The organism is Salinifilum aidingensis (genome assembly GCF_054782015.1).
This window is the reverse complement of sequence record NZ_BAAGTH010000003.1, coordinates 305136-318579: the sequence shown is the minus strand read 5'-3', so window position 1 is coordinate 318579 and position 13444 is coordinate 305136. Positions and strand designations below refer to the sequence as shown.

Annotated in this window: 13 protein-coding genes and 2 pseudogenes; 9 read left to right on the top strand and 6 right to left on the bottom strand. The window is 70.3% G+C overall.

From position 1 onward, the window contains the following. Positions 1-129: 129 nt before the first annotated feature. Positions 130-1182: an aspartate-semialdehyde dehydrogenase gene (locus ACYVJE_RS06565; RefSeq protein WP_461143722.1), complete on the bottom strand. Its 1053-nt coding sequence runs from the start codon at positions 1180-1182 to the stop codon at positions 130-132. After that, positions 1182-2447 (bottom strand): aspartate kinase, encoded by a 1266-nt coding sequence (locus ACYVJE_RS06560; protein ID WP_461143721.1) that lies wholly within the window; start codon positions 2445-2447, stop codon positions 1182-1184. The genes ACYVJE_RS06565 and ACYVJE_RS06560 overlap by 1 nt, the downstream gene beginning before the upstream one ends. Before the next feature lie 303 nt (positions 2448-2750). Between ACYVJE_RS06560 and ACYVJE_RS06555 the strand changes: the two genes are divergently transcribed. Together ACYVJE_RS06555 and ACYVJE_RS06550 are read left to right on the top strand one after the other, a co-directional pair. Further along, positions 2751-3992 (top strand): mannosyltransferase family protein, encoded by a 1242-nt coding sequence (locus ACYVJE_RS06555; protein WP_461143720.1) that lies wholly within the window; start codon positions 2751-2753, stop codon positions 3990-3992. Positions 3993-4246: 254 nt separating this feature from the next. After that, the gene (locus ACYVJE_RS06550; protein ID WP_459157959.1) at positions 4247-4870 is read left to right on the top strand and encodes a nitroreductase family protein; all 624 of its coding nucleotides are present in this window, start codon (positions 4247-4249) and stop codon (positions 4868-4870) included. 193 nt (positions 4871-5063) lie between these two features. Here ACYVJE_RS06550 and ACYVJE_RS06545 read toward each other — a convergent pair whose 3' ends face one another. After that, positions 5064-5414: a hypothetical protein gene (locus ACYVJE_RS06545; RefSeq protein ID WP_461143719.1), complete on the bottom strand. Its 351-nt coding sequence runs from the start codon at positions 5412-5414 to the stop codon at positions 5064-5066. Positions 5415-5704: 290 nt separating this feature from the next. Between ACYVJE_RS06545 and ACYVJE_RS06540 the strand changes: the two genes are divergently transcribed. Genes ACYVJE_RS06540 through ACYVJE_RS06525 form a run of 4 tightly spaced genes read left to right on the top strand, consistent with a single transcriptional unit; the run spans position 5705 to position 8424 of the window. Further along, complete coding sequence (locus ACYVJE_RS06540) at positions 5705-6100, top strand: SAV_915 family protein (protein WP_461143718.1); 396 nt, start codon at positions 5705-5707, stop codon at positions 6098-6100. A gap of 10 nt (positions 6101-6110) precedes the next feature. After that, positions 6111-6392, top strand: a complete 282-nt coding sequence (locus ACYVJE_RS06535; RefSeq protein WP_461143717.1) for a hypothetical protein — start codon at positions 6111-6113, stop codon at positions 6390-6392. 8 nt (positions 6393-6400) lie between these two features. After that, entirely contained in the window at positions 6401-7549 is a 1149-nt protein-coding gene (locus ACYVJE_RS06530; protein WP_461143716.1) for a hypothetical protein, read from the top strand. 11 nt (positions 7550-7560) lie between these two features. Then, positions 7561-8424: a hypothetical protein gene (locus ACYVJE_RS06525; RefSeq protein WP_461143715.1), complete on the top strand. Its 864-nt coding sequence runs from the start codon at positions 7561-7563 to the stop codon at positions 8422-8424. Positions 8425-8635: 211 nt separating this feature from the next. Here ACYVJE_RS06525 and ACYVJE_RS06520 read toward each other — a convergent pair. The 3 genes and pseudogenes from ACYVJE_RS06520 to ACYVJE_RS06510 form a co-directional block, all read right to left on the bottom strand. Further along, positions 8636-8752: pseudogene (locus tag ACYVJE_RS06520) on the bottom strand (DUF397 domain-containing protein); the annotation flags it as partial. Then, the gene (locus ACYVJE_RS06515) at positions 8749-9318 is read right to left on the bottom strand and encodes a DUF5753 domain-containing protein (RefSeq protein WP_461143793.1); all 570 of its coding nucleotides are present in this window, start codon (positions 9316-9318) and stop codon (positions 8749-8751) included. The pseudogene ACYVJE_RS06520 and the gene ACYVJE_RS06515, both read right to left, overlap by 4 nt. 72 nt (positions 9319-9390) lie before the next feature. Then, positions 9391-9603 (bottom strand): annotated as a pseudogene (locus ACYVJE_RS06510) (helix-turn-helix domain-containing protein); the annotation flags it as partial. Positions 9604-9735: 132 nt separating this feature from the next. Between ACYVJE_RS06510 and ACYVJE_RS06505 the strand changes: the two are divergent. From ACYVJE_RS06505 to leuA, 3 genes are all read left to right on the top strand, one after another. Continuing rightward, the gene (locus tag ACYVJE_RS06505; protein ID WP_461143792.1) at positions 9736-10059 is read left to right on the top strand and encodes a zinc finger protein; all 324 of its coding nucleotides are present in this window, start codon (positions 9736-9738) and stop codon (positions 10057-10059) included. Further along, positions 10056-10424, top strand: coding sequence for a hypothetical protein (locus ACYVJE_RS06500; protein ID WP_461143714.1), 369 nt, complete (start codon positions 10056-10058; stop codon positions 10422-10424). The genes ACYVJE_RS06505 and ACYVJE_RS06500 overlap by 4 nt, the downstream gene beginning before the upstream one ends. Before the next feature lie 1085 nt (positions 10425-11509). Continuing rightward, positions 11510-13300 carry a 2-isopropylmalate synthase gene (leuA, locus tag ACYVJE_RS06495; RefSeq protein ID WP_461143713.1) on the top strand — a complete coding sequence of 597 codons (1791 nt, stop codon included), beginning with the start codon at positions 11510-11512 and terminating at the stop codon, positions 13298-13300. Positions 13301-13444 lie beyond the last annotated feature (144 nt).

Here is a 13444-nt window from a genome sequence, read left to right as displayed (position 1 = left end):
GGGCTCCCCGCCGGCCGAGAGCCGGCGGGGAGCCCGTGCCGAGTTCCGCGCGCCGAGGCGTCAGCCCGCGAGGGCCTCAGCGCCTCAGCGCCTCAGCGCAGCAGCGCGGAACGACCCGATGAAGTCCTACTACCCCGCGAGGGTCTCCGCGATCTCGTAGGTGTTCAGCGCGGCCCCCTTCCGGAGGTTGTCCCCGCAGACGAAGAAGTCGAGCGTGTTCGGGAAGTCCATCGCCTGCCGCAGGCGGCCGACGTAGGTGGGCTCCTCGCCGACGACCGCGGCCGGGGTGGGCCACACCCCGCCTTCCGGGTCGTCCTGCAGCACGACCGTGGACTGCCCGCCGAAGACCTCGCGGGCGCGCGCCACGTCCACGTCGGAGGCGAACGTCGCGTGCACCGCCAGCGAGTGCGTGGTCAGCACCGGCACCCGCGCGCACGTCGCCGAGACCTTCAGCTCCGGGATGCCGAGGATCTTGCGGGACTCGTTGCGGACCTTCAGCTCCTCCGAGGACCAGCCGTCCTCCTTCAGCGAGCCGGCCCACGGCACCACGTTCATCGCCAGCGGCGCCTTGAACGGCGTCTCCGGCGACAGCCCGGCCGCGCCCAGCGCCTCGGCCACGTCCCCGGACCGCACGCCGACCTGCTTGCCGCCCACGGCTTCCAGCTCCGCGTACAGCCGGTCCACGCCTTCCTGCCCGGCGCCCGAGGCCGCCTGGTAGGAGGCGACGACGAGCTCGCGCAGCCCGAACTCGTGGTGCAGCGCCCCCAGCGCGGCCATCATCGACAGCGTCGTGCAGTTCGGGTTGGCGATGACGCCCTTCGGGCGGTCGTGCACCTTCTCGGCGTTGACCTCCGGCACCACCAGCGGCACCTCGGGGTCCATGCGGAACGAGCCCGAGTTGTCCACGGCGACGGCGCCGCGCTCCACCGCGACCGGCGCCCACTCCGCGGAGACCGCGTCGGGCACGTCGAACAGCGCGACGTCCACCCCGTCGAAGGCCTCCGGCGCCAGCTCGACGATCGTCGTCTCGCGGCCGCGCACGGTGACCTTCCTGCCCGCCGAGCGGGCCGAGGCGATGAGGCGGATCTCGCCCCACGGCACGGACCCGCGCGCGTTGATGATCTCGGTCATGACGGTGCCCACCGCTCCGGTGGCACCCACGATCGCCAGCGTCGGCGCCATCAGCGACCACTCCCCGCGTACACGACGGCCTCCTCGTCGCCACCGAGCTCGAACGCGCGGTGCAGGGCGGCGACGGCGTCGTCCAGCTGCGACTCGGCGATCAGCACGGAAATCCGGATCTCGGAGGTGTTGATGATGTCGATGTTCACACCCGCGTCGTACAGCGCCTCGCAGAAGGTCGCCGTCACGCCCGGGTGCGAACGCATGCCGGCGCCGACCAGGGACACCTTGCCGACCTGGTCGTCGTAGACGACCTCGGAGAAGCCCATCTCGGACTGGATCTCCTCCAGCTCCGCGACGGCGCGCGGGCCGTTGCTGCGGGAGACGGTGAAGGTGATGTCGGTGCGCGCCGAAGCGGTGCTGGACACGTTCTGCAGCACCATGTCGATGTCGATGCCGGCATCGGCGACGACGCGGAAGATGCGTCCCGCGATCCCCGGGTTGTCCGGTACTTCCCGCACCGTGACCTTCGCCTCCGACCGGTCGTGCGAGACGCCGGTGATCATCGCCTGTTCCACGGAAAGGTCCTCCACTGAGCCGGAAACCAGCGTTCCCGTCTTGGCCGAATAGGACGAGCGGACGTGCAGCGGAACGCCGTACCGGCGGGCGTACTCGACGGCGCGCAGGTGCAGCACCTTCGCCCCGGTGGCGGCCAGTTCCAGCATCTCCTCGTAGGTGACGTTGTCCAGGTGCCGGGCGTCGGGCGCGATGCGCGGGTCGGCGGTGTAGACGCCGTCGACGTCGGTGTAGATCTCGCAGACGTCGGCTTCCATCGCCGCGGCGACCGCCACCGCCGTCGTGTCCGACCCGCCCCGGCCGAGCGTGGTGATGTCGTGCGTGTCCTGCGCCACTCCCTGGAAGCCCGCGACCAGCACGATCTGCCCCTGGTCCAGCGCCTCGCGGACGCGGCCGGGGGTGACGTCGATGATGCGGGCGTTCTGGTGCGCCGCCGTGGTCAGCACGCCGGCCTGCGAGCCCGAGAAGGACCGGGCCTCCGCGCCGAGCGCCTCGATCGCCATGGCCACGAGCGCGTTGGAGATCCGCTCACCGGCGGTGAGCAGCATGTCCAGTTCCCGCTCCGGCGGCGCCGGGTTGACCTGCTGGGCGAGGTCCAGCAGCTCGTCGGTCGCGTCGCCCATCGCGGAGCAGACCACGACCACGTCGTTGCCGGCTTTCCGGGTCTCCACGATGCGCTCGGCGACGCGTTTGATCCGGTCGGCACTCTCGAGCGAGGAACCGCCGTATTTCTGGACGACGAGCGCCACGTGAACAAACCTCCTCGAGCCGTGCGGTCACTCCCGTTGCGACCCCGCACCGCACCGGCCCGGCAGTCAGCCCCGCGGGGTCCGCGGACCCTGCTCGGTGCCCCCAGTTCCGGTGGACCGAAGCGCCGCGCGCCCGCCAACGCCGCGGGGGTCGCCTCCGGGAACCGGCCGTCACCCAGCCGGGTCGCTGGCCGACCGGTTCACTGTGAGCACAGCGTACCGAACGAGGACCGGCGAACCCCAATCCACCGCTCGTCACTACCCTGGTCAACACCGGTTGCGCCGACGGTTGGAAGGAGCGGGGTGCCCACCACTGCGCGCACGCTCGGCCCGCGCCGGGACGACGGGTCCGCACCCGCGGATGCGCAGCGGAAACCGCTGCTGGACGGACTGCGCGCGATCCTCGCCGAACGGTTCGACCGGCACCGCCGCGCCGCGCTGGTGCTCGCGCCGGCTGTGGTGTACCTCGCAGTCCGCGGAGTGGGACTGCTGCTGCTGGGCTGGCTCTCCGCCGCCAACGACCAGTCCGCCGGCGAGAACCTCGCCTCCTGGGACGGCGAGTGGTACCTGGAGATCGCCGCCCACGGTTACGGCGGGGTCGACCCGGCCATGGTCGACGGCCGCGGCGAGCGGCACCCCGAAACCCCGCTGGCGTTCTTCCCCGGGTTCCCGCTGCTGGTGCGGCTCGTCTCGGTGCTGCCCGGGCTCGGCGTGCTCGGCGCGGGCATCGCGGTCAGCCTCGCCGCGGGCGTCGCCGGTGCCTGGGGGCTGGTCCGCATCGGGCGGGCCGTGAGCGGCAGCCGCGCCGTGGGCCTGCTGCTCGTGGCGCTGTTCGCCGCAGCGCCCATGTCGATCGTGCTGTCCATGGCCTACTCCGAGGCGCTGTTCTGCGCGCTGGCGATCTGGGCCATGGTCGGCGTGCTCGAGCGCGACTGGCTGCTGGCGGGCCTGTGCTGCACCGCGGCCGGGCTCGTGCGCCCCACCGCGGCGGCGCTGATCGGCGTGGTCGCGCTCGCCGCGATCACCGCCCTGCTGCGCGGACGCGACTCCTGGCGCCCCTGGCAGGCGGTCGTCCTCGCACCGCTCGGGATGCTCGCCTACGTCTGCTGGGTCGGCCTGCAGACCGGCAACCCCACCGGGTACTTCGCGCTGCAGCGGCAGGGGTGGTCCTCCGAGTTCGACTTCGGCGCCGCCACCGGCTCCTTCGCGCTGGACACGCTCAGCACCGAGAGCTCGGTGCTGGAGACGCTCACCGTGTGGATCCTGCTGGTGGCGCTCACCCTGCTCGTGCTGTGCCTGCGGACGCGCATCCCGTGGCCGCTGGTGCTGTTCGCCGCCGCCGTGCTCGTGCTCGACCTCGGCACGGACGGGCTGATGTACTCCAAGGTGCGGCTGATGCTGCCCGCGTTCCCGCTGCTCATCCCGGTGGCGATCGGGCTGGCCCACCGGCGGCGGACCACCGCGGCCGCCACGATCGCGTTCGTGGTGCTGTTCGGCTCCTGGTTCGGCGCCTACTCCCTGACCGCCTGGTCCTACGCGATCTAGCCGGACCCGACACCGGCAGCCCCGCTCCAGCAGCCCGATCCGGCGGAACCCGCTCTGACTGAATCCGATCCGGCAGCGCCCGATCCGACGCGACGTCTCACCCACCTGCACGAACTTCCCGGGAGGGTGGTGGGCATTTCCCGCGAAGTGTTCACCACCGCAGCCGCGGTTCCGACCGGACCTCGCCCGCGCACCGCGTGCCAGACTGGGCCGACGAGATTCAGACCGGGCCGAGGAAATTCACAGGAGGTGCCGTGACCACGCAGGAATCCGAAAGCACCGGACCACTGGCGAAGCCGGCCGAAACCGCCGTGCCGCTGCACCCGCTGCTGGCCGGGCGCTGGAGCCCGCGCTCGTTCGACCGCTCCGCCGAGCTGAGCGACGAGCAGTTCAAGGCGCTCTTCGAAGCCGCGCGCTGGGCCCCCTCGTGGGGCAACACCCAGCCCGCCCGGTTCATCGCGGGGCGGCGCGGCGAAGACGCCTACAAGCGCATCTACGACACCCTCGCCCGCGGCAACCGGTCCTGGGCCGATGCCGCCGCGGCCCTGGTGCTCGGCGTCGCGCGCAGCGCGGGCGACGAGGGCGATCCCATGCCGTACGGCGAGTACGGCCTCGGCCTGGCCGCGCAGAACCTCGTGCTGCAGGCCGAGGCCGAAGGCCTGGTGGCGCACCAGATGGCCGGTTTCGACCGGGAGGCCGCGCGCGCGGCCTTCGCCGTGCCGGACGACCACGAGCCGCTCGTCGCGATCGCGGTCGGTCCGCAGGGCCCGGTCGAACAGCTCGACGACCGGCTGCGGGAGAAGGAGGCCGCGCCCCGCTCGCGCAAGGAGCTCGGTGAGATCGTCTTCGACGGGACCTGGAACTCCCCGCGCTGGTGATCCGGTCCGGTGGCCTGGTGATCCGGGACCCGGTTCCCGCCGTCCGCGCCCGCCGGGCGACACCCCGGCGGGCGCGGCGCGTCCGCGGGGAGCCGCCGCACCGCGCGGCTTTTCGCTCCTGCTGCTGCGCGGTCCTGCTGTTCCCGGCCCGGCGGCGGGAACGACCCCGGCGGGTTCGCTCGCCGCGGGCGGGTCACGCGAGGGAGCGGAGGATGCGCAGGGCGATCGAGGTGATCAGCAACCAGAACAGCGCGGCGATGCCGTAGTTGAGCAGCACGGCCAGCTGCGGGTCCGCTGGCGTGAACAGGTTCTGCAGCCCCAGCGCGAGCGGATCGGCGCAGGAGGCGACGAACCTGGTCACGGCGTGGTCCGGGTTGGCGCCGCCGAGCACGAGCACCACGTGCAGGGCGAGCAGCGCCGCGAACACCGATCCGACGACGCGCACGAGCGTGCTGAGGACGCCGACGAACCGCGTCCACGCGTGCTTGCGGTCGAAACGCGGCCTCCCGGTCGACCTCGCGGTCTCACCACGCGGCTCCGTCATGAGTCCGCCTCCCTTCCCGTGCACCGCGATTTTCGCACGGGCGGGGTCCCGGTTCCTAGCGGCGAACGGACGAACTTCGTCCGTTGTGCGCAGGTCGGGGATCCGGCCGAGCATCCCGGGCAGCAAGATCACCAGTGTTGAGGGCTCTTGCCCGGCTCACGAGCACGTTGCTCACGTTCGTTCGCGCAGATCGCCCCACGCTCACTCGGCCGTGTGCAAGACTTCGATGTTGCACAGGTAGCCGTGGATCGCTCGCGCTGCTCGCGAGGACGTGCACAGGGGGACGTGGGTTGAGCGGGAACGACGAGTTCTTCGCCCCTCCGCAGTCGGCGGCCGAGGCCGTCCTGGGAGGGCGGAGCACCGGGATCGGCGACTCACCCCAGTCGCCCGGACCTGCGGTTTCCGCTGCTGCTGACGGGGTGCAGTTCCCGCCCGTGGTGTACGTGCCGTGCAACGTCTCCAGCCCGGACGAGGGGGAGTTGTCGTTGGACATGCGCACGATGCGCGATGGGCGGACCGCACTGCTCGTCTACTCCGCGCTCGACCGGCTCGTGCACTGCTGCGGCCGGCAGCAGCCGTGGGTCGTCGTGTGGACCGCGCAGCTGGAGGAGTTCGACGAGGCGCAGCCGTTCGACGTGATCCTGCTGGACGTGGAGATCCCGCCGGAGCACCAGCGCGGAGCGTGATGGAGGGACCATGGGTTACGAAGTCGACCACGGGACTTTGCAGGGTATTGCATCGTCGCTGCGCAGCGGCAGTCAGTCCGTTGCCGATCTCGAAGGCTCCGTGCCTTCAGCGCCCGACGCCGGCGCGGTCAGCGGGCCGCTGGGGCAGCTGCTCAGCCACTTCGTGGATCAGGCGGGAGAGCTCGCGACCGGTGCCGCAGCTGCCGCTGATGCTGTCGAGGACAGCGGCCGCACCTACGCGAGCACGGACGACGAGAACAGCCAGCGCTTCCAGCGCGTCAATCCGTCCTAGGGGGATCGGTGTCGGTCAACGTCCGATTCGAGGGCAACCCGGCGAGCATTCGCGCATCCGGCGAGTGGATGCGCACGAAGCTCGCTTCCGGAGTGCACGACTGCGTCAGCCAGATCCACAAGGGCCGTACCAGCGCTGAAGCCGGCTGGACGGGCGCCGCCAGCGAGGGCTTCCGCGGCACGATGCGGTCCGGAGCTCCCAAGGGGGATGACCTCGCCACCGAGGCGGAAGAGATGGGCCGCTCGGTCGAGCAGTACGCCGACCAGCTGCACACGGCTCAAAAGGGGGCGGAGCGGGCGAAGCAGATCGCTCGTGACGGTGGGCTGACGGTCACGGACACGCAGATCCTCTCCCCCGGGCCCGCGCCGTCGCAGCCGGCCGGCCTCCCCGCGGACGCGACGCCCCAGGCACGTGAGGCGCACGGCAACGCGATGGCGGCCGTGCAGGCCCACGAGAAGAAAGCGGCGGCCTACGCCGCTGCCAAGCAGGAGGCCGACCGCGCGAACTCCATACACGAGCAGGCGAAGAAGCGGGCCCTCAACGCGTGGCAAACTGCTCAACAAAAGTGGCATGTGCATGCTGGCGAGTTCGTTCAAGGATCCGGCGGCGGACTCATCAAGTTCCACCAAAAGATCCTTAGAGCTGAGGCTGACCGCCTGCTCCAGGAAAGCAGGAACGCACACGCGCGCTACCTCAAATCCCCCGGCGGAAGCACTGAAGCGCAGTTTCATGCGCAGCAACAGCAGACCAAGGTGATGCAGGCCGAAGAGGCCAAGGCCCGAGCTGCTCATGCTGAACGCGGCGCTGCAGGAATTGCAGTGAGAGCCGCAGGACGTGGCCTCGCGGTGGGCGGCGTCGCCTGGGACATCAGCCATGGAAAACCCCCTGGCAAAGCCATCTTCTCCGGGGCTTTGGCCTATGGCGGCGGGGTTGCCGCGACCGCCGGAGTCACCATGCTCGTCTCAAACCCGGTCGGTTGGGCCGCTGTGGGGATCGGAGCGGCCGGTGTTGGCGGTGGAATTCTTGTCGGAATGGCTGGCGATGCGCTTTGGGACGCTATGCCAGACGGCGTCACGAACAAGATCAATGAAGGTGTCGAAGCCGCGGGTAGTGCCATCGGAGACGCGGCAAAGTCAACATGGGACGCTCTCTTCTAAAACATCGACCCGTGCTCGTGCGTGAGGAGTACAAGCCAGTGGCGCAAACAAGCGGGGAGGAAGCAGGACTTCCTCCGTGGCCGTCCGAGTGGGACGCACCGGGTGGAGTTAAGCCAACGGCAGTTGTCATTGCGTTTGGGATTTTCGGTTTGGCCGCCGGGATAGTGGGGGCTTTTCAGGTTGGCACCGGCGCCATCGACGGTTCCACCATCATCCTGCTATCCGGGGGAATATTCGCGATAGCCCTTTCGTCGGGGACGGCGCTGCTGCGTCTGCGCGTGCGTCGGCGCAGTGTTGCAGCCGTCCACATCAGTCAGACCGAGCACGGCTCAGCCACAGTCGTCCCGAACTCGCGCGGCGTGTGGGCAGTGGTCGTCGCAGCACTTTCCGCGGGATTGCTCGGCTTCGGCTTCATCGCCTTGATGTCCTGGGGTTTAGTGCTCTTCGGTGGCGACACGGGCGGATGGATAATTTTCCAGACCCTTCTTTCGACCGCGTTCGTCGCGGGGATCATCTGGTTCCTCTGGCGGACGCAGCGAGAACCCACCGCACAGGGGTCCCTGCGACTCACGCCCACTGGAGTCGCCTACAAGTCACTGGGACCTGAAGAATCGGCACCTTGGGATGCCCTGGCCCACATCTTCCCCTCGTACGGAGATTCGCCCGATATTGCTATGGGGATCGACTCGAGCCGAGCTTCCTCCACCTCCATCAAGAAGGGCAACGTTCTACGAATATCGGGAGCCTTCCTGTCCGTCGACCCGGCGTTGGCCTACCACGCGCTGGTGTACTACCTGGATCATCCGGAGGCGCGGTCGGAGCTGGGAACCGAGCGCAGTGTTGAGCGCATCCGCCGGGCCGACTTCCCCGAATAGCCCCCGGTCCGCGCGGGCGCGTGCTTGGGGCGACGTGCGCTCGCGGGCTCGCGCGCACGTCGGGGCGTACCGAGCGGACGGGACGGGCCATGCCCACCGGACCCGTGAGCACGGCCCGCGGCACTACCGCTCAGCGGTCGAACGTCCCCGACTTCAACGAAGCTAAGAAGCTCGACCACTGCGCCGTGCCCACCGTGATGTAGCCAGCGCCCCGATCCTTCGTGTCCCGCACGGCCGCGCCGCCAACGATGCGACCGACTTCGACGCACGAAGTCTGATGGTGCGAGCGCGTGGACTTGCGCCACCCGACGACAGATTTCGATTTCATAGATACTCCTCCACCTCATTTTTCGTCGCGGCTATGAGCTGCCGCGAGGAATTTTCGTCCAGCGCCAAGCCGCGCAGCTTTTCGGTCGCTGAAACGTACGCACGAACATCTTGTTGGTCGTGCAGGAATACCGACAAGCTGTACTGCTCGATGTGAACTATCGGTGCGGCTTTGGGGAACTCGAAAAGGATGTAGGAACCGACATGCGCAGGGTGCCAAACGGCAAGGGTCGACGGCAGGACGCGAATCGTCACGTTCGACCACTCGGAAGCCTTCAACAGATGAGCAAGTTGCCCGCTGAGGACTTCCCAGCCACCAACGGGGTTGCGTAGCGCGCTTTCAACCACCAGGGCGGTGAACTCCGGGGCGTCCTCACCGGTCAACCTTTCATGACGCCCCATACGCAGGGCCACTCGGGCTTCCACATCATCACGTTCAGCACCGAGCATGACAGCCCGTGCGTAGGCGGATGTCTGAAGCAGGCCGGGAATCACCATGTTCGCGATCTCAGAAATGGCACTCGCATCGCGCTCGAACTCGATCAGAGTCGTGAGTTCGTGTTGCACGCCCGGCACTCCCGGCGTGAGCCAAGTCGACTCATTGGCACCACGCGCCATCTCGACGATCCGGTCTCGCTCGTCCTCTGACGCGCCAAGAGCCGTCAGGACGCTCGCGACGTACTCAGGCGTCGGAGCCGCGGCCTGCCCGCTCTCGTACCGAGACAGCTTGGAGTGATCACTCCCCAACCTCCGAGCCAACTCTCGGACACCCACCCCACGTTCTTCACGTGCTTGTCGTAGTTCGGCTCCGAGAGCGCGAGCGCGAGGCGTTCCTCCATTGGTGCGGGCCATACGCAGATCCTATGTCCGAGGCACCGGCTTCAATGTCGACCTTCCGGGGCATTGCAAGGGTGGTGCGCTCAAAGCAATCTGGTGTGCACCAGTTAACACCAGATGCACCAGCAACATGGAGGTGATGTGTCGATGTGGCCGCGTCCGTTCACGTGGGTGCCTGCCGAGGGGCACCGGCACGCCAGCCGGGACGAGGTGCCGCCGCCGGGACGGGAGTTCCCGCCGGACATGTCGGTGACGACCCTGTGCGGCCGGCAGCTGACCACGGCCACCGGCGAGGTGGCCTGGTTCTGGCCGACCTGCTTCGACTGCGACGAACGCGTCCGCCCACTCGCCGGCGTGCCCGCTCGCACCACGCGCACACCCGACCGCAGCGCCCGCGAGGAACACGCACCCGCGCAGAGCCGCACCCGGCCCAGCACGAGCAGCGAGCACAACACGGGAGGTGGCGCATGAGCCGACGCACGGCCATGGCACTACTGCTGCGCCGCGGGCAGTGGCTGCTGGACGAGGCGGCCTTCGAAATCGGCGGCGACCGCTACACCCCCGAGTGCTGCCGCGACACGGCCCACGCCCTCACCGAACTCGCCGCCGCCCTCGACGAGTACTCCCACGAGATCACCCCCACCGGCGAGACCACCGCACCGACCAGCGCAGACGCGGAACCGGACGCAGCCCCCGAAACGGCGCCGCACACCGCGGCGACGGCACGCGCTGCAGCAGCGCCGCGCCCCGCGACCGCCCCCGGCGCGCGACCAACCCCGCCCGCACCGCACCAGCTGCCGCGAACTCCGCACACCCCGGGAGGCGCCCCGTGCTGACACCGCTGCTCGAACCGAGCCTGCACCTCGGCCTCGTCCTCGGCGCCGGCCTGTCGACACTGCTGCGCATGCCCGCACTCCTGGGCCTGGCCACCCCGCAACGCCCGCGGGCACGACACGCCCGGCACACCAGGCACCGCCCCTTCAGCGCGCGGCAACGCAGCAGCGAGTCCGAGCGCCCACGAACGAACGAGTCCGAGCGCCCACGCGCCAGCGCGCCCGGAGTCGCCCGAACCGCGCAGCGCTCTCCCCAGCTCCCTCCGGAACGACCCCCGCAGCAACCCGCGCAGCACCCTCCGGAACAACCTCCGGCCACGCCCGCACCGACCGCGGCGCAGCGAGCCGAGCACGAGCAGCACCGCTGGCCGAGAGCGTCGGAGCCGCCACTCCGCCGCACCGCGCACCAGCCGCTCGGACGGCCCGGCCGCCCGAGCCGCCACCCCGGCACCGGAGCCTGGCCAGCACCGCCCGTCTCGACGCCGCCCTCCCCGGCCCCGGCCGCTCCGGCACCGCCCGCCCCGACACCGGCCGCCTCGACACAGGCCACACCGTCACCGCCCGGGCCGGCACCCCGCGGCGCGGCGCACGAGGGCGCCCCGCGTCCCACCAGCCGGAACACCTCCGCCACCGCGCACCGCGCCGCAGCAGCACCGGCCACCGCGGCCCCGGCGGGCACCCGCACCACCGCGGCCGCCGCCGCGAACACGCCCCACCGCACGCGCGTGCGCTCGCGCGCGCCCGCGGAAGCACCGTCCGCGCAGCGCACAGAGGTAGAGCCACATCCGGAGATGCCGTTCGACCGCGCACTGCTGGAACGCGTCCTCGCCGGACTGCACCGGCTGTGACCCGCCGACGCGGCGCCCTCCGCACGGGTGATCACCCCTTCCTCTCCACCAGCGCCTTCCCAGAATGCGAGAAGACGGGTTTGCCAAGCGGGCGCGGCGTGTGGTTACTCTTGAGCACCATGGCGCGCTTCCTCCTGCTTATTCGCCGCGACGGGGTCCACTGAGACCGGCCCCTCGTCGCGGGGAACCAACGCGCCGGTCGTTCCGAACCGGCAACGCAGAGCAGGAGCTTCCTTTCCGATGACCTTCCCGGAACAGCCGCAGTCCCCGACCTCCGGACGCATCAGCACGCCCGCCAAGCCCGCACCGGCCGGCCAGCCCGCGTGGAACCCGCAGCGCGGCAGCTCGATGCCGGTGCACCGCTACCGGCCGTTCTCCGAACTGGTCGAGGACATCTCGCTGCCCGACCGCACCTGGCCGGACCAGCGCATCACCCGGGCGCCGCTGTGGTGCGCGGTGGACCTGCGCGACGGCAACCAGGCGCTGATCGACCCGATGTCGCCCGCGCGCAAGCGCCGCATGTTCGACCTGCTCGTGGCCATGGGCTACAAGGAGATCGAGGTCGGGTTCCCCGCCGCGAGCCAGACCGACTACGACTTCATCCGCGAGATCATCGAGGACGACGCGATCCCGGGTGACGTGCGCGTCCAGGTGCTGACCCAGTGCCGCGCCGACCTGATCGAGCGCACGTTCGCAGCGCTGGAGGGCGCGCCGCAGGCGGTCGTGCACTTCTACAACTCCACCTCGATCGCCCAGCGCCGCGTCGTGTTCGGCGAGGAGCGCGAGGGCATCAAGAAGATCGCCACGTCCGCGGCCGAGCTGGTCAAGGAGTACGCGGCGAAGTACCCGGACACCGACTTCCGCTTCCAGTACTCGCCGGAGTCCTACACCGGCACCGAGCTCGACTTCGCCGTGGAGATCAGCGACGCGGTCTCGGAGATCATCCAGCCGACACCGGAACGGCCGATGATCATCAACCTGCCCGCCACGGTCGAGATGGCCACGCCGAACGTCTACGCCGACTCGATCGAGTGGATGCACCGCAACCTGGCGCGGCGCGACTCGATCATCCTGTCGCTGCACCCGCACAACGACCGGGGCACGGCCATCGCCGCGGCCGAGCTCGGCTACCAGGCCGGCGGCGACCGCATCGAGGGCTGCCTGTTCGGCAACGGCGAGCGCACCGGCAACGTCGACCTGGTCGCGCTGGGCATGAACCTGTTCAGCCAGGGCGTGGACCCGCAGATCGACTTCTCCGACATCGACTACGTCAAGCGCACCGTCGAGCACTGCAACCAGCTGCCCGTGCACGAGCGCCACCCGTGGGGCGGCGAGCTGGTCTACACCGCGTTCTCCGGCAGCCACCAGGACGCGATCAACAAGGGCCTGGATGCGCTGCGCAAGGACGCGGAGGACGAGGGCGGCCCCTTCGAGGACTACCCGTGGGAGGTGCCGTACCTGCCGATCGACCCGAAGGACGTGGGCCGCAACTACGAGGCGGTCATCCGGGTCAACTCGCAGTCCGGCAAGGGCGGCGTCGCCTACGTGATGAAGACCGAGCACCAGCTGGACCTGCCGCGCAAGCTGCAGATCGAGTTCTCCAAGGCGGTGCAGCAGCGCACCGACGGCGGGGGCGGCGAGGTCGCCCCGGAGGAGATGTGGCAGGTGTTCTCCGAGGAGTACCTGCCGGAGCAGCACCCGCTGAGCGTCGTGCGCCAGCAGGTCTCCGGTGACGGCGGCGAGGAGTCGATCAGCGCGACGGTGCTCGTGGACGGCGCCGAGCGCGAGATCACCGGCGCCGGCAACGGCCCGGTCTCGGCGTTCGTGGACGCGCTGTCGACGATCGGCTACGACGTGCGCGTCCTGGACTACCACCAGCACGCGATGACCGCCGGGGACGACGCGCGCGCCGCGGCGTACCTGGAGTGCTCCATCGACGGCGAGGTCCACTGGGGCGTGGGCATCGACGCCTCGACCGTCGCGGCCTCGCTGCGGGCCGTCGTGTCCGCGGTGAACCGCGCGCAGCGGTGAGGCGCCCGGCGGCGTGACCCCGGCCCAGCGTCCCCGGTGCGGGGTGAGCCGGGGGCGCTCCCGCACCGCGGTGAACTGCCCGCAACGGCGATCACCGGCGCACCCGCCCCGCGCGGGTGCGCCGGGCACGACCACCGGGGCGCG